16 protein-coding genes and 1 tRNA gene are annotated in these 18358 nt (G+C 37.1%); 3 read left to right on the forward strand and 14 right to left on the reverse strand.

Translation table 11 applies throughout. The features are described 5' to 3' along the window. Positions 1-48: 48 nt before the first annotated feature. The 6 genes from FC81_RS09590 to rlmD all read right to left on the reverse strand — a co-directional run bounded on the left by FC81_RS09590 (position 49) and on the right by rlmD (position 6731). On the reverse strand, positions 49-1473 hold the full coding sequence (locus FC81_RS09590; protein ID WP_057746262.1) for an ATP-binding cassette domain-containing protein: 1425 nt from the start codon (positions 1471-1473) through the stop codon (positions 49-51). A 130-nt stretch (positions 1474-1603) separates the two neighbouring features. After that, positions 1604-1993, reverse strand: a complete 390-nt coding sequence (gene tagD, locus FC81_RS09595) for a glycerol-3-phosphate cytidylyltransferase (RefSeq protein WP_057746265.1) — start codon at positions 1991-1993, stop codon at positions 1604-1606. 145 nt (positions 1994-2138) lie between these two features. After that, positions 2139-3269, reverse strand: a complete 1131-nt coding sequence (locus FC81_RS09600; protein ID WP_057746269.1) for an AI-2E family transporter — start codon at positions 3267-3269, stop codon at positions 2139-2141. Between the two features lie 130 nt (positions 3270-3399). Further along, positions 3400-3945, reverse strand: coding sequence for a nucleoside tri-diphosphate phosphatase (gene ntdP, locus FC81_RS09605; RefSeq protein WP_057746272.1), 546 nt, complete (start codon positions 3943-3945; stop codon positions 3400-3402). 122 nt (positions 3946-4067) lie between these two features. Further along, positions 4068-5279 (reverse strand): serine hydrolase domain-containing protein, encoded by a 1212-nt coding sequence (locus tag FC81_RS09610; RefSeq protein WP_083478812.1) that lies wholly within the window; start codon positions 5277-5279, stop codon positions 4068-4070. Between the two features lie 60 nt (positions 5280-5339). Next, positions 5340-6731: a 23S rRNA (uracil(1939)-C(5))-methyltransferase RlmD gene (rlmD, locus tag FC81_RS09615; protein ID WP_057746278.1), complete on the reverse strand. Its 1392-nt coding sequence runs from the start codon at positions 6729-6731 to the stop codon at positions 5340-5342. A 122-nt stretch (positions 6732-6853) separates the two neighbouring features. Here rlmD and recX point away from each other — a divergent pair, with 122 nt between their 5' ends. After that, entirely contained in the window at positions 6854-7642 is a 789-nt protein-coding gene (gene recX / locus FC81_RS09620; RefSeq protein ID WP_057746281.1) for a recombination regulator RecX, read from the forward strand. A gap of 226 nt (positions 7643-7868) precedes the next feature. On the opposite strand, the gene FC81_RS09625 is transcribed toward recX, so the two are convergent. The 4 genes from FC81_RS09625 to map all read right to left on the reverse strand — a co-directional run bounded on the left by FC81_RS09625 (position 7869) and on the right by map (position 11395). Next, positions 7869-8774: a YihY/virulence factor BrkB family protein gene (locus FC81_RS09625; protein ID WP_235804679.1), complete on the reverse strand. Its 906-nt coding sequence runs from the start codon at positions 8772-8774 to the stop codon at positions 7869-7871. Between the two features lie 123 nt (positions 8775-8897). Next, complete coding sequence (locus FC81_RS09630) at positions 8898-9422, reverse strand: LysM peptidoglycan-binding domain-containing protein (RefSeq protein WP_057746284.1); 525 nt, start codon at positions 9420-9422, stop codon at positions 8898-8900. A gap of 166 nt (positions 9423-9588) precedes the next feature. Further along, positions 9589-10461 (reverse strand): UTP--glucose-1-phosphate uridylyltransferase GalU, encoded by an 873-nt coding sequence (gene galU / locus FC81_RS09635; RefSeq protein ID WP_057746288.1) that lies wholly within the window; start codon positions 10459-10461, stop codon positions 9589-9591. 145 nt (positions 10462-10606) lie between these two features. Beyond that, complete coding sequence (gene map / locus FC81_RS09640) at positions 10607-11395, reverse strand: type I methionyl aminopeptidase (protein WP_057746291.1); 789 nt, start codon at positions 11393-11395, stop codon at positions 10607-10609. 165 nt (positions 11396-11560) lie between these two features. On the opposite strand from map, the gene FC81_RS09645 reads away from it, so the two are divergent. Beyond that, positions 11561-12022 (forward strand): flavodoxin, encoded by a 462-nt coding sequence (locus FC81_RS09645; protein ID WP_057746294.1) that lies wholly within the window; start codon positions 11561-11563, stop codon positions 12020-12022. 136 nt (positions 12023-12158) lie between these two features. Beyond that, the gene (locus tag FC81_RS09650) at positions 12159-15038 is read left to right on the forward strand and encodes a YfhO family protein (protein WP_057746297.1); all 2880 of its coding nucleotides are present in this window, start codon (positions 12159-12161) and stop codon (positions 15036-15038) included. A 79-nt stretch (positions 15039-15117) separates the two neighbouring features. Here the strand turns inward: FC81_RS09650 and FC81_RS09655 are convergent, their stop codons facing one another. The 4 genes from FC81_RS09655 to FC81_RS09670 all read right to left on the reverse strand — a co-directional run bounded on the left by FC81_RS09655 (position 15118) and on the right by FC81_RS09670 (position 18351). Next, a complete protein-coding gene (locus FC81_RS09655) occupies positions 15118-15522 on the reverse strand; it encodes a hypothetical protein (protein ID WP_057746300.1) in 405 nt (134 codons plus the stop codon). 21 nt (positions 15523-15543) lie between these two features. After that, positions 15544-16683: a non-hydrolyzing UDP-N-acetylglucosamine 2-epimerase gene (gene wecB / locus FC81_RS09660; RefSeq protein ID WP_057746302.1), complete on the reverse strand. Its 1140-nt coding sequence runs from the start codon at positions 16681-16683 to the stop codon at positions 15544-15546. A 183-nt stretch (positions 16684-16866) separates the two neighbouring features. Further along, positions 16867-16940 (reverse strand) — tRNA-Arg (locus FC81_RS09665). A 112-nt stretch (positions 16941-17052) separates the two neighbouring features. Further along, positions 17053-18351, reverse strand: coding sequence for a DEAD/DEAH box helicase (locus tag FC81_RS09670; RefSeq protein ID WP_057746305.1), 1299 nt, complete (start codon positions 18349-18351; stop codon positions 17053-17055). Positions 18352-18358 lie beyond the last annotated feature (7 nt).

The following is an 18358-nucleotide window of genomic DNA, read 5'->3' on the forward strand; positions in this document are numbered from 1 at the left end:
TTTACTCCAATTCTAAAAATTAATTCCTTTTTAGACTACTTAACTCCGCTACTTTGGAACACGGATAACGTCTCCGGATTTTAATTGACTATTCGCGTTCATGTTATTTATTTCTTTAATTTTATCGACGGTTGTCGCATATTTCTGGGCTAGTCCTTCCAGGGTATCACCATCAGAAATATTAATTGTTTGCGTATTTTTCATCAATGCAGCTTTACTTTCACTCGCTGCTTTAGCCTTATCAGTACTTTCACTCGCTGCTTTAGCAGCACTCTCACTTGATGCTTTAGCAGCAGCTGAAGATGAAGAGGCTGCTTTAGCCTTCGAATCAGCTAACGCTTTAGGTTGACTCTGCTTCTGAGCCTTTTGTTGTTTTGGTTGACTACTCTTCTGGGAATTTGTCTGCTCTTCCTTATTGTTACCCCAACCAGCAAAAATCTTATTATCCAAGCTCAACCAGATCACACTAATAATAACCAGTGCTGCTATGCAACCTAAAACATACTTTGTTTTATTATTAATTTTGCTTGGCCGTTGCTTTTTAACCTCTACGACCTTTTCTTTTTCGCTGCTTACCGGATCAACACCATGATCTTTATAAAAAGCTTTGCGCATCCGGGGTTCATCTTTACGCGTAAACCCATGTTTAAATTGTTCTATTTTAAATTCTTCATAAACTGAACTAACATCAAAAGTTAGTCGTTCCTTCTGCTTTTTAGCCAAAAAATCATTTTTTTCAGGCAGGCTTAATGCTCGTAACCAGTTAATGTAATATTCAAACTGCTCTAGTACTTCCTGTGTTGGTCCAAATTGCTGAACCTCACCAAACCGCAGCCAAATTGTTCGTTCACAGAAATGTTCAATGTTAAACACATTAGTATCTGCTATCACAAAAGCTACTCCTGCATCCTTTAGCGCTTGAATTTTTTGCGAAACCTTAATATGAAAAATATTATCTAAGTTGCCTAAAACGTTATCTAACAAAACAAGCTTTGGTTCTACAAAAAGAGCTATTCCTAAACTTAAACGGGCATACACGCCGATTGAGTAGCTGTGGACAGGGCGGTAAAGCCACTCGCCCAGATCAGTGAAATTAACAATTGCATTCAATAAATGGTTACCCTTAAGTTCATCTAAGTCAGCCACTGAAATTGCTTGACGAATATTTTCTAATCCAGTTTTTTCTTCATCTAACCCTCGGCGAGCACTTGCACGATTGATTTTTCCTTCAATTGTTATAAAACCGGTTGTCTGCTTAGTAGTTCCTGCCAAAATATCAATTAACGTTTCTTTTCCAGAACCATTGGTCCCAACCACACCAACTGCTTCACCCGGAGCGATATTCAGGGAAACCCCGCGTAACTCCCAAAAGTTTTGTGTTTCATCAAGTGGGGGCTTAGCTTTTGCTAAGTCTTTTTTGTCTAACACGAGCGGTTCATTTTTAGTTATATATTTAATTTCCATTTTTTTCATTTTTTATTCACCTATATTTTAATTACGTTAAAAACAACATCTCTGTAATAGCCTACTATCACTCGTTACAATAAAAAAGAGCCTCGGTTGACATAAAAAATGCTACCAAAGCTAAAAATACCCTATTTTTCTAGTTCATCCCTAAATCATCTTTAATCTTTGTAGTTGAAATCCCCTCAGTACGCGGTAAATAAACTACTTGACAGTAATCCTCTAAAAAGTCAAATTTACCTTTCCAATCATCGCCCATTACAAAAAGATCAATATTGTACTTAACAACATCGTTAACCTTTTGATCCCAATTTTCTTCTGGAATTACCTCGTCAACATATCTGATTGCTTCTAAAATATATTTTCGGTCCTCATATGAGGTATAGGCTTTTTTTCCCTTAATCGCGTTAAACTCATCAGTCGAAACAGCAACTGTTAAATGATCACCCAAAGCCGCTGCCCGTTTTAGTAACCTAACGTGGCCTTTGTGTAATAAATCGAATGTTCCATAAGTAATAACTCTTTTCATATTTTCAACCTCATCATTAACCCGAAATTAACTCTTTTATCTTAGACAGCCCGCAATTTTAGCTGTCGCCTGTCACTCAGGAGTACTATTCTAAACTTAGTCTACAATAACATAGTTGTATAAGACCGTCAATTAGGGCTTACCTTCACTTTTCTATGTGCTCACTATCGTTTTTTAAACGGTAGATATCTATAAAGTATTTGATCATGACCTTTAAAACAGCATATGCTGGTATTCCTAAAATCATTCCTGTGAGCCCAGCAATATTACCTGCCACCAATAATAAAATGATAATTGTGAGTGGATGGATATCTAAACTCTTTCCGATAACATTAGGATAAATAAGATTTCCATCAACCTGCTGTACAATTACACAGACCACAATGACAGTAAAAAACATTTTAGGCGAGACGAAGAGTGCTAAAATCAGTGCTGGCAATAATCCAATATACGGTCCAATATAAGGGATGATATTAGTTATTCCTGCTAGCACGCCCAGTAAGAAGGCATACGGCATCCCAATTGCCCAATAACCCAGAAAAGTAAACGTAGCGACAAAAGAGCATTCAATCGCTTGCCCACCAATATACTTAGAAATTGTATCTCCCATTTTACCTAATAAAACCTCTGTTTTATCAGCTGATCGTGCAGGCAAAATTTTTTTAATATTAGGGATTAAACGGTGGCCATCTTTTAACATATAAAAGAGCATAAACGGCACTGTGATCGCAGTTACCGTGATACTAGTTATCGTTCCGATTACAGTCCCGAGACTTGTAGTTACATTCCCCATAAATCCCTGTAACGATTCTTCTACCGTCTTTCCAAACTTATCTGCATAGTTTTCAAACTTTAATTGTTTAACCCATTCGTAACGGCTAAACTGGTTATAGTACTGGTTAAAAAGCTCTTGTAATTTAGCGAGATATGTCGGTGTCTTAGCGATTAGCTGTCCTATTTGTGAAGCTAACAAAGGTATCAAAAAGATTAATCCCAGAGCCACCAGCGTCCCCAACAAGATAAAGATAATAACAACCGCTAATGTACGGTTAACTTTAAACTTGTTAATCTTGACTTTCATTAAGATATTAACTAACGGCCTGAATAAATAATATAAAAACCCCGAGATAATAACTGGTGTAAATAAAGTTGAAATAAACGTTCCTATCGGTTCAAAAATAAAACCAATATTAGTACACACCCAAACTGTTGTCGCCAACAATAGTAATTCGACTGTCCAAAATAAAATTTTTGATTTCCTAAAGCTTTCAAACATCTAAATGACCATCCTTATATCTCTAGCATTAGTTTGCTTAATAATTTACATTTACTATGAGTCAAAAAAACTGTAATCACAAGCTATAAGCCTTTGTAACTACAGATTTTTTGTTATAAACTTGAGAGATTCACTGACGTCGTGACAATTCAAGATAGCGTTTATACCAAATCTCGACGTATTCTTTTGAAAATGGTCCCTTGCCATGGTTTATCCAATCAACAAGCGTTAAGACATTGCGTTTCAAGACCTTGTCAATTTCACTTGAATAATGCCATTTAGCACCGTGCTCCTCGTATTCATCAACATCTAATAACTTCTTCTCCCCGTTAGGAAAAACCTTAACATCAAGGTCATAATCAATGTACTTTAAAGCTTCCCTATCAAGAACAGCTGGTGATGCAAGATTGCAGTAGTACGACACTCCATTATCACGAATCATTGCAATGATATTAAACCAGTAATGCTTATGAAAATAAACCAGTGCCGGTTCACGTGTAACCCAACGCCGACCATCCGATTCAGTCACTAACGTATGATCGTTGCATCCGATTAAAGCATTCTCGCTTGTTTTCAGTACCATCGTGTCACGCCACGTTCGATGTAAACTACCGTCATGTTTATAACTTTTAATGGTGATGAATTCACCTTCTCTTGGCTCTTTCGACTGACGCATTGAAAACCCTGCCTTCTATAAACACAGGTGTATATTACACCGATATCACACATATTATAGCAAATTTATATGAAAAAGCCTAAAGTTTATTGTATCTTTTATTGAACTTTAGTTCCTTTAAACTAATGAGTTATTAAAAAATGATACAGTTTTGAATCAAGTCCGATATTAAAGGGACTACTTGTGTTGGGATTATTTGTCTGTAAAATAACGGCTTGTTTTCCATCAACTGAAATATCACCTATCGTTTCATAACCATACTCAGCACCATGAAAATGATAGCCATCATAGATCCCCGCATCTTTAAAAGGCTGCATATACTTTACGTGATAAAGCCCTGAACTATAAGTATTGCGCGGTGGAAAAACAGTGAACAAAGCAGCTGTACTTTTAGCATTTAAGATACCACCAGTAATAAACGAACGCAGCATCTTATATAGGTCACCGTTTGTCATATAAAAGTTTCCCGTCCCCAATTCGTTAGTGTATTGGTATTCTTCTTCAATCACAGGTACTTTATAATCACGCGTGTTCGTTGAACTATACGCGACCGTTCTTCCACTCACAACCTTATTATATTCATTAAAATCATAGGTATTTTTTAGCCCCAATGGTTTTTGGATAAACTGCTTAAAATTAGCGTAATAACTCTTTTGAGTTACCTGCTGAATAATTCCAGCTAAAAGGACGAAGTTTGCCGGTTCATAAAACTGCTGACCAATATGCTTCGGCGTTACTTGAACATTATCAGCAATATATTTCACTAATTGCTTTTCCGACATGGCCTTTTGCGGCATCTTTTTTAAGGAGATTCCTGAGATCATATTGAGCATCTGACGTAAAGTTACGAGACTGCTATAGCCAATATTGGGATAATATTTAGCCAACTTATCATTTAGTGATATTTTTCCTGCTTGAACCAGTTTCATCAGCATTACACCCGTTGCTCCCTTTTGAACAGAAGCAATTTGATACAGTGAACTAGCGGAATTTTTTCTATTATTTAACTTATCTGCATAACCATAGCCTTTTTGGAAAATGACCTTACCGTTTTTTACAATCAGTGCCGTTCCGATAAAATGATTTTGCTTCAGTTCATTCCCAATAAAATCCGTGATCACTTTTTCATGTTGGTCACTACTGTCTAATCCTAACTGGTCTCTTGTACCGTTAGGTCCATTTACCTTTTGAATGAGTGGTCCTTTATTCTCATGTAATTTTTCAATCATTACTGGCTTAGGCTTATTTAAACTGTATCCAATTACTATTACTACACCAAGTAATATTGTTACCACAACAAAAATACTACTCCACTTATATCTTTTTCTCATCATTATTAATTCCTTACCAATAATAGGCGCTGCTGTTAACTTAGCACCTATTTATCTTACTTACTATTTTTTTCGAATTAATTTAACAACTGCTTCACATCTAGCAGTTTGTGGGAACATATCAATTGACTGAATATAGTCTACCCGATAGACCCGTGTAAGTTGAACAAGATCACGTGCCAAAGTTGATGGATTACATGAAACATATACAAACTTAGTGGGTTTAACTTCTAAGATTGTTTTTATCAGTCGTTTATCAAGACCTGTTCGTGGTGGATCTACAACTAACGCATGTGGAACTAGCCCTTCTTCAACCCACTTTGGAATCACCTCTTCGGCCTTTCCCGTTACATACTGGGTATTCGTATAACCGTTCAATCGTGCATTAAAACGTGCATCTGCAATAGCTGCCGCTACAATATCCATCCCTCGAACTTCTTTTGCCTGTTCTGCAACGAATAAACCAATTGTCCCCGCACCACAGTATGCGTCAATTAGAAGCTCATCTTTTTTTAAAGCCAAGGCTTTTTTTATTTCTAGATACATCTTCTCTGTTTGTTCTGGGTTCAATTGGAAAAAGGCCTGTGCTGATAGTTTAAACTGAATATTACCTAGTTTTTCTAGGAGATAATCTTTCCCCGCCAGACATAAAGTTTTGTCACCCCAAACAAGGGAAGCTCGTCCTTGATTAATATTTTGCATTACGGAAACAATCATCGGTAACCGACTTGCAACTTTCTCTAACAGTTGTTTTTTATGTGGTAATTTAGTTGAATTAGTGATAAAGGTCAGTTGTGCATTTTTCTCTGCCCATGATTCACGCACGACTAATGTTTTGATAATTCCTGAATTCTTTTTTTCATCATAGATCGGTATTTCCAATTCCTGTAATATCTCACATACTGTCCGCATAATTTGCATCGTCAGTGGTCGCTGCGTACTAAAAGTTGGCAAAGCGACTAAATCATGACTATTACGGCGGTATAAGCCGGCTATAACTTGTCCCTGTTGATTCTTGCGCACCTGAAATTGAGCCTTATTACGATATTCAAATGGCGTTTGCATCCCAATCGTCGGCAAGAGCTTGTATGTCTTATACCCAGTTGGTTTAAATTTCTCTAATGATTGTCTGATCACATCACGTTTAAATTCTAATTGCTGCGTGTATCTTAAGTGCTCCAATTCAATTCCACCAACATCATACTGATCTTTTTTCTCAATTCGATCTTGACTGCGCTTCCTGATCCGATGAATTTTGGCAGTCGCGTAATTGGGTCTAACAGAAATAATTTCCGCAACAATTACTTCCTGTACTAAAGCTCCTGCAACAAAAATCACCTTATGCTTATAATAGCCAATGCCTTCACCATTTATCCCCAAACGCTTAATGGTCAATGGAAAGCACTGACCAACCTTGATCAGCTGTTTATTTTTATCTCGATAGTCTGCTACCATTAGTTTCTCCCTTTAAAATATTATTAATAATTATAGCATGACTCACAGATATTTTATAATTCAGTCCAAATTGTTATAATAAATACAATACTTCTATATTACGGCTAAAGGATGGTTAAGTCTTGAAAATAACAATGATCCAAGCTCAAAAAAGAAAAGGACGTTTTAATATCTATCTTGACGGTGCGTATTCGTTTGCGGTCAGTGAAGATGTTTTTATTAAATATCGCTTGTTTAAAGGTCAAGAACTGACTAAACAACAAATCACAACTTTAACAGATGCCGATGAGACTTCTAAAGCATATTCAAAAGCTTTAACATACCTTTCATCTCAATTACGAACTGAAAAAGAAATAACGCTTTACTTGACCAAGCACGAGATCTCACCCGCTAAAATTAAGCTGGTTCTTAGTAAACTTGTAAATGAGCGGCTTATTGACGATCAAAAATACGCTGAGAGTTATATTCGTACTATGATGAAAACTTCCGATAAAGGTTTCAAAATTATCCGTAACAACCTACGCGGCAAGGGGGTACCTGAAAAGGATATTGAAAAAACAGCATCTGAATATGACAGCTCGTATATGATAGACAAAGGGATTACGCTCGCAGCAAAATATGAAAAACAGTACATCCGCTATCCATTCAAGAAAAGAATTCAAAAAATAAAACAACGCTTCTTAGCCAAAGGATTCTCGGGGGATGAAATCCGTGCGATCATTGCAGAAACTACATTTACTAAGAACACAGATATCGAGCAACACTTGCTTGAAACCCAAGCAGCCAAATTATGGCACAAACACCAGTCTCTTTCTACAAAACAACGTTACTTTAAAGTTAAGCAAGCCCTCTATCGGAAAGGTTTTTCAGTGGATGAGATTGAACAAACACTTGCTTCACTCACAGAATAAAAAGAATCTCGTTTAACTAAAAAAGCGAATTCTGAACTTGTAACTTACCGTTTAAACCAAGTTGATCAACTTGATTTGGAAAAATAGTATTTGTTTTTCACTATACAGAATAATTAATACTCTAAAAAAACCGCTCCCTAAGACTGTCCATCACAGTTTTAGGAGCGGTTTTATTTTAAAATAATTGCTTACGATAATTTTTTAACTGCAGCCATTAAAATTGAACTTATTTCTTATTATTATAGTTGCTGCGCAAGTATCTCCGTAATTTTCCTTCTCTGGGTTTAATAATATTGTGCTGTCGGTATTCTAAAGTCGCATTAAGACTTGCCCCCAGCATAATAATCCAGCCAGAATAATTAAGCCAAAATAAAAGAACGATGAAAGTCCCAATCGTCCCATAACTTAAAACGGACTTCGCGAAGTACTTGACATAAATCGAAAACCCTTGCGCAAGGATGATCCAACCAAACGTCGCTAATAAAGCGCCCGGAAAGACTAGGGTTAAATGCAACTTGGCATTAGGTAAGAAGTAATACATCAAACTTAAAATAATAAATAATCCGCCAAAAGTGAGCGGCCACTTTAATTTGCTGAAGATACCGACGAACTCAACTGGTAAATTCAAAATCGGTGTAATGTAACTTAAAACCATTTGCCCAAAACTAAATAGGATAATAATTAGAATCAGTAAGATTGCAAAAACAATTGTTATAGCAAAAGAAATTATTCTCGCCGTAACTGCTCCTTGAGAATCCTCAACATCATAAGCATTATTCATCGCTAGCTTTAAAGCGTTAATCCCCTTACTAGCCGCCCATAATGCTACTAGAGCACTGATTGAAATCAGACCACCGCTTCCTCTATTTAGAAAAGAATCTACTATCGGATGTAATGTAGCGTAGATCGTAGCTGGAACTGCTGTTTCTAAATAAGATAAAATTGTCTCTGCTTTCACATTCAGTAGGGGCAAAATATTCCCTACTAGAATAATTGAAGGAAAAAAAGCTAATAGGGAGTAATAAGCAATTACAATTGAAGTATTACTGATATCAATATCAGTTGCTCGTTGAAATACGGCCTTCGTTACTTTGATTATTTCTTTCCAACCACTTTTTTTTATTATTGCCACCCCCCATCCCATCGCCAAATACATACCTTGCTTACTAGGAAGACCCGGGCCAAGATTACCATAATTACTCTTCTGCGTCACTTAACTTGCATTGAATGTCTTTACTATTTAATAAACGATCTCTTATTCATCATCAGTATTGGCCGATGTTGCAGTTGTTCCTTTAGTACTTGGAACAATTAGTTTAGCCCCCGGATTGATCGTTCCGTTATCCAAATTATTTAGCTTCATTAATTTAGTTGGTGTCGTATGATATTTTTCAGCTATAATAGTCAAACTATCACCATATTTCACGATATATGTTTGATGTGCCTTAGCTTTATTTGTACTGCTTTTAGTTGTCGTTGTTTTCTCACTATTTGAAGCAGTCTTTGCAGTCTCTGAAGCCTCTTCTTTACTTGAGCTTTTAGCGCTTGTTTTATCTGCCTGTTCTGAACTCTGTTCAGTTCCATATTTCTTTTTAGCGATACTCTGTTGTTTCTTGTACTCTGCCTTTTGCGCACTTTTGTTATCACTAAAAGAACTATTCAAGCGTGCACGAATATTTTCATTTTTCCAACCCAAGAAACCTAGTACTAAAATAATCATAATTACTGCGATACTCCACATTACTTTCTTGTAACTGCGATGTGTCCTCTTCCTTGCCATTATATTTCCCCCTGCATCTTAAAAAATAAACTTCCACTCATCATAGATAATTATTAAATATAAATCAAATAATTTCAATAAAAATATTACTTATGTATAAAAAAAGAAACCAGGAGCAAACAGTTACCTTGCCCCTGGTACTCTTTTAGCACTATTTAGATAAAACTTATTTTAAGTTTTTCGATAGTTCCTTGATATACGCACGTAAATCATCTTTAACTTCAGGATGTTCAAGTCCAAATTGGATTGAAGTCTTCAAGTAACCGAATTTATAGCCGACATCAAACCGCTCGCCCTTAAATTCATGTGCAAAGACGCGTTGAATCTTGTTCAAACGATCGATTGCGTCAGTTAACTGAATCTCATTTCCAGCACCCGGTTTTTGTGTTTCAAGCATTCCGAAGATTTCAGGTGTCAGTAAGTAACGCCCAATAATTGCTAAGTCACTTGGTGCTTTATCAACATCTGGTTTCTCAACAAATTTCTTAACATCGTATAAGCCCTTGCTTGTTTCAGAACCAGGATCAATCACACCGTATTTATAAACCTCATCATGCGGCACATTCATTACTGCAAGTGTTGAGGCATGTGTTTGATCATAACGATCAATCAACTGCTTGGTCAACGGAACCTTATCCCGCATCAAGTCATCACCCAACATTACAACAAATGGTTCATTCCCAACAAAGTCTTTAGCCATCAAGACAGCATCCCCAAGTCCGCGTGGATGTGATTGGCGAATAAAATATAAGTTAATATCAGTTGTTTGTTCAACTAACTTCAATAACTCAGTCTTACCCTTTTCCTTTAAGTTCTGTTCAAGTTCTGGCACAGAATCAAAGTGATCTTCAATTGGACGTTTTCCTTTTCCTGTGACAACGAGGATATCTTCAATACCTGATTTTTTTGCTTCCTCAACAATATACTGAATCGTCGGTTTATCAATTATTGGTAACATTTCTTTTGCTAAAGCTTTGGTTGCTGGGAGAAAACGTGTTCCTAATCCAGCCGCTGGTATAACAGCTTTTCTAACTTTCATTACAATAGCTCCTTATCTGTTAGCGTTATCAGAATACATAGATTATTATAGCATTTTTAATAGGCAAAACAAGTAAAAAATCTTTTTACAATCTTGCCCTCAAACTTACGCAGACAGCAAAAGTCTCGACTTACTGTTTTAGTATTTACTTCAATAAGTACTTCTTATCCCGTTCTGGATCTTGTGAAGTCAGAATCTTTGGTCCATCATTTGTGATCGCTAGCGTATGCTCATATTGACAAGATAGACTTCCATCAGCTGTTCGAGCAGTCCAACCATTAGGATCATCCATTTCAGCCTTCCAGGTCCCAATATTGATCATTGGTTCTATCGTGATTGTCATCCCGGCTCTTAAACGTAAGCCTTTCCCTGCTTCACCATAATGTGGAACATTAGGACTCTCATGCATTGTCGGCCCAATGCCATGACCGATAAATTCACGTACGTCACCATAGCCATTCTGATCTTCTGTAAAGTGCTGAATAACAGCCCCAATATCGCCAATCCGATTTCCAACTTGTGCTTGGTCAATCCCTAGATACAAAGCATCCTTAGTAACTTTCATCAAACGATCAATTTCAGGTGTTGACTTACCGACAACGTAAGACCAGCATGAGTCACTCATAGCCCCATGATAATTAACAACCGTATCAACCTTTATTAGATCGCCATCTTTTAAAATTAAGTTTTTACGCGGGAAACCATGACAAATCTCATCGTTGACACTAATACAAGTTGCATACTTGTATCCTTCAAAACCGATTTGCTCTGCAATCGCATCATGTTCCTTATAATACTTCAAAGCGAATTTTTCAATTTCCCAGCTAGAGATCCCTGGTTTGATAATATTTCTAAGTCCAATATGCATCCCTGCAAGGATCGCACCAGATCTTTGCATTTCCTTAATTTCACGTGGTGATTTTAATGTAATCATTATTTCTAAATTCCTCCTAATTATTTTCACTATCCATTATAACTTAAATTCTTGAAAATAGCGCAATAAGTTTATTACTTGTCACTGATAGTGATCGTTACCATACGTTTCCTGTATTATCTGTTATAATGTTCTACAGTAATACATATGAAAGAAGGTATTCCAATGGTTAAAGCCAAAGTTGTTTTTGCATCCATTACTGGTAACAATGAAGATGTAGCTGATATTATTTCCGAAGCCCTTGAGAATAAGGGAATTGAAGTTGATACTGAAGAGATCTCACAGTGTGACGCAATGGATTTTGAAGATGTTGATATCTGTGTCGTTACACCTTACACCTATGACGAAGGTGCTCTTCCAGACGAAGGCATGGATTTCTTCGAAGATCTCGCTGAACTTGATCTCAAGGGTAAAGTATACGGTGTTGCAGGTTCTGGTGACACTTTCTACGGTGAATATTACTGTGTAGCAGTTGATAAGTTTGATAAAGCCTTTGCGCAAGCCGGTGCTACCAAGGGAGCTACAAGTTTAAAAATTAACCTTGCACCTGATTCAGACGAAGATATTAAACAATTAGAAAACTTTGCTGCTTCACTAGCCGAAACATATACTAAAAATAAGCAGTAGTTTTTCAATACTAACTGGCATTTGCACTAATTAGTTAATCTTAAAAGTAATAGAAGCTTTAAATAGCCCCACCTTGACTTCACACAAGCCTTGTTTGTAATGTACAATACTTGAAGATAGTCAGGAGGGGCTTTTTGTGCAGTTTTCCTTTAAAAAAAAATATACTAGTTCACTATATCTTAAATACACCGCAATCTTTTTACTTGTCTCACTTTTTGTTTATGGGACTTATTTGCTGACCGGACACTCACTTATCTGGCGACTCGACGGTGCACAGCAGCACTTACCGCTGCTGCAAAATTATCAACACTTACTGCGTTCATTTTTACATAATCCATCCCAACAATTACCACAGTGGTCTTGGCAGCTTGGTGCTGGCGGCGATCTTTTTCAAATTTACAGTTACTATGTTTTGGGGGATCTTTTTAGTTACCTAACACTATTATTTCCTGCCAGTAAAATTGTGTTTGCATATCAATTTTTAATCGTTCTACGCCTTTACTGTGCGGGTGCCGTCTTTTGCTTCTTTGCTGCACATTTCAAATTCACTCAGCCTGTTATTATCACAGGAGCACTTATTTATGTCTTCAATGCTTTTTTACTTTATTCAAATATTGCCCAGCCTTTTTTTACGATTCCATTTATTATTTTTCCACTCTTAATTATCGCTCTTGAGCGTGTCTTACAAGGATTATCCAGTTGGCCACTAGTTGTCGTCTTTTGCTGGATGTTGTTTAATAATTTTTATTTTGCATATATGCTCGGAATTGGTGCTATCATCTACCTTGTACTGCGTTATTTACTTTATTATCGTCATCGACTGACATTCTTACCTACTTTTTTCAAACTAGCTTTTTGTACTATCTTGAGTTTATGTCTGACAGCTGTTGTTTTGATCCCAGAAATAATCGCTGTCCAAAGCTCAACTCGTAGCGGAAGTAGTTTTGCTAATGGCCTCACGCTCTATCCCTTTTATTATTATCTTGCACTACCTTCACAGTTAATCAATGGTGGTAACCGTGATTTTTATTTTTGGAGTGCATTAGGCTTTGCCAGTCTTGTTTTCTTTGCCATTATCTATATTCTCGCCAAATGGCGGCACTACCCTTTACTGGCAAGTAGTTTTATTATTGGCGGCGTCATGCTATTATTTCCCTTTTTCGGTGCTTCTTTTAATGGTTTTATGTCCCCTTCTAACCGCTGGACATTAATGTTGGCACTGCCACTTGCGATCGCTTGCTGTCTTTTGATTACCAAGGTTTCACAGCTTTCACCTAAGATGCTGCGCTTATTTCGAAATTCACTTATAATCTATGTTATTTTTATTATTTGCTGTTATTATTTTCAAAACGATGAAAAAATCTTTATTCCGCTCTTATTCTTATTCGTAACTTATAGTGCTCTTAAAGTTTCTGTAACCCAGTCTAACAGCAAGACACACCACCTATTCTTAGTTGTTGTTTTAATCAACGTCATCTTAAATGCTGTTTACTTTGAAGCACCTTATAATGGTGGTTATTCAAATGAAATGTTGCCTTTAGGGGCTTACAAGAAGCTTAGCTCACAACGTTACGCTGGACTTGATAGTGATTTAAAAAAGACCGCTACTTATCGTGTTTCAACCATTAGTAATAACTATTCTTTAGGTAATGGTTTTCATATGTACAACACCTTACCTAATAAAATGAATTCTATCAATTCTTATTATTCACTTCAGAATAAAAATATCGGAACTTTTGCTAACACGATGCAGAATTCACAATTTGAGGCTAACATCCCTTTAGGCCAGCTTGATGATCGAACCGTGCTTGAAAACTTCTTTGGTGTTCGTTACTTATTTACCCAGCTTAATCACACCAATGATCAAAAAATTCCTGCTGGTTACACATTGGATAAGGTCAGCTCCCTAATCTCCGATGCTAACCAAGATGATACTCAAAACAAACAGACTCGCAGATATCAAACTAATTACGCCTTTCCACTATTGTACTGGCAGGGCAGTGCTTTTTCCAAAAGTACTTATTCTAAACTGACACCTACTCAGAAGGAACGTGCTCTAGCCGTGGGCGTCTTCTTGGACACTACAAAAATCAGTCCCTTAAAAAAAGCTGTTATCAAAAATAAAGTCCACCAAATTGACTATCAGTTAATTTCTAGCCGTGGTAACCTTGTTTCTCCAAATCATATTGAGCGTAAAGACAGTGCCGAATCTTACCTGATTATTCTTAAAAATCCAGCTACCTACCAAAATTCTGAATTGCACTTAGAAATCAGTAATCTCAGTTATACGCCAGTGACATTAAGTGAACAATTGCGTCTGGAACAACAAAAACGACATGCTATTTCAATCAATAGTCCCTTAACCTTGAATGATTCACTGAGCTACTATCAAAATCTGCGTTATCATATCCTCCAAGGGACACCAGACAATAGCTTCGCCTTAACTGTCACTTCACCCTTAACAACTGGTACGCTGAAACAGCCAAAGCAAAATGAACTTTCGTTTTATAAAACGATCAGTAATGGAGTTCTCAATCTAGGGTACTTCCCAACTTTGCCAACTAGCCTAACACTGACGCCTTCTAAAATTGGCAACTACCATTTTAAACTCCGCGTCACAGCTGAAAAACTAGATAGCCAGTACTTTAGTGAAGTTAAAGAAATTCAAAAGAAGAGACTACGACACCTCCACTTTTCCCGCAATGAAGTTACAGGTATTATTAAAACGACACGGACTGGGATCTTAACTTCATCAATTCCATATTCCAAGGGCTGGAGTGCTACCGATAATGGTCAGCCGCTCCCTATCACTAAAACTAATACTGCTTTCATTGGTCTTAAGCTTCATTCTGGTCAGCATAAAATAAAACTAACTTACCAAACACCTGGATTAAAGCTTGGTAAGCAAATTAGTTTATGGACTTTAGCTGTACTGACGACTACTTGCTTATTATTCTGGCTAAAGAATAGTATTGCCCGCAAGCAAAAAGCTGCACGCACTAAAAATAAAGCATAAATTTAATTACTACTAACTAATTAATAGCTAAAAAGGGACTTGAGTTAAACTATCAACTCAAGTCCTTTTTATTTTGTTACTAATATTTTCTAAAATGATTCAAATCTAAAACTTTTTCTTTGATTGCTGTTCCTCCATGAGATGCTTCAGGATCGTGGGCAATCGTATATTTTAAATGTTCCAGCATATCAATGATTTCACGAAGTTCCCGCACTTCCTCAGATATCTTATCATCAGTTTCATTTGTATTGCTGACGGCTTGTAAGTTAACCAAATCTTTCGTCATCTCCTGATAACGTAAAATTGCGAAAACAATATTCATATTTGAAGAAATCGTCCTAGTATTCTCAATGTCTGGATGTTTCTCGATAAGGTTAAATAATTCAGGATAATATCTGAGCGTGATCGTATATCTTGAAAAATAACGATTAAACACATGTTCTTCAATGCCGAAACCAAAACGGTCTACCTCTTGTTCACTCACACTGATTCCTCCTATAAAAAACTATTGAAAATCCAGTGGGCGTTTTTTTTGTATTCCAAAAAAGTAGCTCAGGCTTTCAATTATTCTTGCAGCCGCACGACCATCACCATATGGGTTAGTTGCTTCTGCCATTACTTTATATGCTGCCCGATCATCCAGTAACTTATTCATTTCTTCTTTAACATTATTTAAATCTGTCCCAACTAACTTCAGTGTTCCTGCCGTTACACCTTCAGGTCTTTCCGTCGTATCACGTAACACTAAAACAGGCTTTCCTAGCGCAGGTGCCTCTTCTTGCACTCCGCCAGAGTCAGTCATGATAAAGAAACTTTTAGCACTAAGATTATGAAAATTAACAACATCTAACGGCTCAATCAAATGAACCTGCTCATTATTTCCCAAAATATCATACGCAATCTTACGCACTTTAGGGTTTAGATGCAATGGGTAAATAACATCGACATCTGGATGTGTTTGAAGAACCTCACGGACAGCCGTAAAAACATTTTTCATCGGGGTCCCTTGGTTTTCACGCCGGTGCATCGTCAATAAAACAATTTTATGTTCTGGATCTATCTTTGTTAGGACATCATGTTCATAACTCTTATGGATCGTCTTTTCTAATGCATCGATCGCAGTATTCCCAGTTATAAATATTTTTTCTTCAGGATGTCCTTCTTTAAGCAAATTATCTTTACTTTGTTTAGTAGGCGCAAAGTATAAATCACTTAAAACATCTGTCATTTGGCGGTTCATCTCCTCCGGATACGGTGAGTATTTATTCCAGGTTCGTAACCCCGCCTCAACATGACCCAAAGGAATTCTGCGATAAAAAGCTGCCATGCTGGCTGCAAATGTTGTAGTTGTGTCGCCATGAACTAAAATAATATCAGGTCTCTTTTCAGCAATTACCTGATCAAGCAACTGCAGAACACTAGCCGTTATTTCACCAAGTGTCTGATTAGCATGCATAATGTTCAAATCATAATCAGGCTGAATACAAAATGTCTGTAAGACCTGGTCAAGCATCTCACGGTGTTGTGCCGTAACAACAGTCAAAGCTTCAAAACTACTATTTTTTTTAAGCTTCAAGACTAGCGGAGCCATCTTAATTGCTTCTGGGCGTGTACCAAAAACTGTCATTACTTTTATTTTCTTCAAAAACAACCAACTCCAATATATTAATCTTCACCAACATTGTACTACAAATTATTTATTTCAGAAATTCTTATTGTAAATTAAGCACAGTGTTAGAACTATTTACTGGTATCTCCACCTTCTTTTTAGACGGCTAAAAGGGTTGTGCCCAAACAAATTAGGACACAACCCTTTTAAGCTTAATAATGCGCTTGATCGGAATCGAACCGATGACCTACCGCTTAGGAGGCGGTCGCTCTATCCTGCTGAGCTACAAGCGCAAATCCATAATAACTAACAACCATATAAGTATAAAAACTTATCTCATTAAAGTCAATACTATTACGGCGTATTAATTAGAACGGAAAAAGACACTCAGTAACTAAAAGAAGCCTAATTTTTCTTTTTATCATGCTTACCCTTATTTAGTTGTTGTCGTTTGCGTTTTTTCTTTTTATGCTTTTTGGGTGCTTGAACTGATTCTTTCTTCTTGAATAAATCAGCCTTATATTTGTTTTTAGTTTTTTTCTTTACTTTCGGTTTACTCTTTTCAGGTTGATCTGTAACGGCTTGCTTCGCGGCGGCAAACTTTTCTTCATCAACAAGTTTGCCTTTATACAAATAGCCTTCACACAAAGTATAGTTTTCATGTGCCAGTAATTGTTTAAAGTGACGCAAATCATGTTCGTTACCTAAATTGATAACTGTTCCGGTAGCTCCCATGCGACCAGTACGACCGACTCGATGAATATAGGTATTAGCATCCTTAGGCAAATCGAAGTTAACAACAGCTGGCAGCTGTTCAATATCTAACCCGCGTGCCGCAACATCAGTCGTCAGCAACAATGAAACTTTTCTCTGCCGTAAATCACGCAAGGCCTGTTCTCGTTGTACCTGACGTTGTTGACCATCCAGCACTGCCGCTTTAACACCAAGATAGTGCAATTTTTCAGCTGCGGCTTGAATTGTTGCGACTTGTTTAAAGAAAACTAATGCATAAAAATCATTAAGATGCGCTAGTTTTCTTAAAGTATCCACCCGTTTGCGGACTGGTGTTTCAAGTAGGTAATGTGTCACTTGCCCTTGAGTCCGGTCACTTGAACGAACATCTACTTCCTTAACCTCTACACCAAACCAACGTGGCAATTCATTCATAATTACCGTTTTAGTAGCTGAGAAGAAGGATAATTGAACCCGCGCAGGTCCATGACTAATCAATTCACGGCAAGAAACCAATGTCTCATCGGTCAATAACTCGTCAGTCTCATCCAAAACAACTGCACGTAATTTATGCAGCTTTAATTTCTTAGCTTCCGTTAGCTCCAGCATTCGCCCCGGTGTTCCCACAACAATTTCAGGGTGCTTTTTTAGCTTTTCAATCTGACGCCTTACATTCGCCCCACCGATCAGTGCAACTGTCTTCAATTCCAGTACCTTAGCCCACTTTCGAACCACATCCGTTAGCTGTGCGGCTAATTCTTGTGAAGGTGCAACAATCATTAATTGAGTTCCAGCACCACCTGTCACCTGTTCAATCAGGGGGATTGTATAAGCCAATGTCTTTCCTGATCCCGTTGGGGCTAAGCCCAAGATATTATGTCCCGTACTAAGTAACGGGTAAGTTTTTTCTTGAATAGGTGAAAGTTTCGTAAAACCTTGCTCTTTAAAAAAAGTTTCTAATTTTGGATTCATTTTTTCC

Origin of the sequence: Liquorilactobacillus capillatus DSM 19910, from assembly GCF_001434915.1 — a bacterium.
Lineage (GTDB): Bacteria > Bacillota > Bacilli > Lactobacillales > Lactobacillaceae > Liquorilactobacillus > Liquorilactobacillus capillatus.

What these genes read in the sequence shown, in the direction of transcription:
- FC81_RS09590 (WP_057746262.1), bottom strand. Translation starts at nt 1,473, where the DNA reads ATGAAAAAAATGGAAATTAAATATATAACTAAAAATGAACCGCTCGTG.
- tagD (WP_057746265.1), bottom strand. Translation starts at nt 1,993, where the DNA reads ATGAAAAGAGTTATTACTTATGGAACATTCGATTTATTACACAAAGGC.
- FC81_RS09600 (WP_057746269.1), bottom strand. Translation starts at nt 3,269, where the DNA reads ATGTTTGAAAGCTTTAGGAAATCAAAAATTTTATTTTGGACAGTCGAA.
- ntdP (WP_057746272.1), bottom strand. Translation starts at nt 3,945, where the DNA reads ATGCGTCAGTCGAAAGAGCCAAGAGAAGGTGAATTCATCACCATTAAA.
- FC81_RS09610 (WP_083478812.1), bottom strand. Translation starts at nt 5,279, where the DNA reads ATGATGAGAAAAAGATATAAGTGGAGTAGTATTTTTGTTGTGGTAACA.
- rlmD (WP_057746278.1), bottom strand. Translation starts at nt 6,731, where the DNA reads ATGGTAGCAGACTATCGAGATAAAAATAAACAGCTGATCAAGGTTGGT.
- FC81_RS09630 (WP_057746284.1), bottom strand. Translation starts at nt 9,422, where the DNA reads ATGGCAAGGAAGAGGACACATCGCAGTTACAAGAAAGTAATGTGGAGT.
- galU (WP_057746288.1), bottom strand. Translation starts at nt 10,461, where the DNA reads ATGAAAGTTAGAAAAGCTGTTATACCAGCGGCTGGATTAGGAACACGT.
- map (WP_057746291.1), bottom strand. Translation starts at nt 11,395, where the DNA reads ATGATTACATTAAAATCACCACGTGAAATTAAGGAAATGCAAAGATCT.
- FC81_RS09645 (WP_057746294.1), top strand. Translation starts at nt 11,561, where the DNA reads ATGGTTAAAGCCAAAGTTGTTTTTGCATCCATTACTGGTAACAATGAA.
- FC81_RS09670 (WP_057746305.1), bottom strand. Translation starts at nt 18,351, where the DNA reads ATGAATCCAAAATTAGAAACTTTTTTTAAAGAGCAAGGTTTTACGAAA.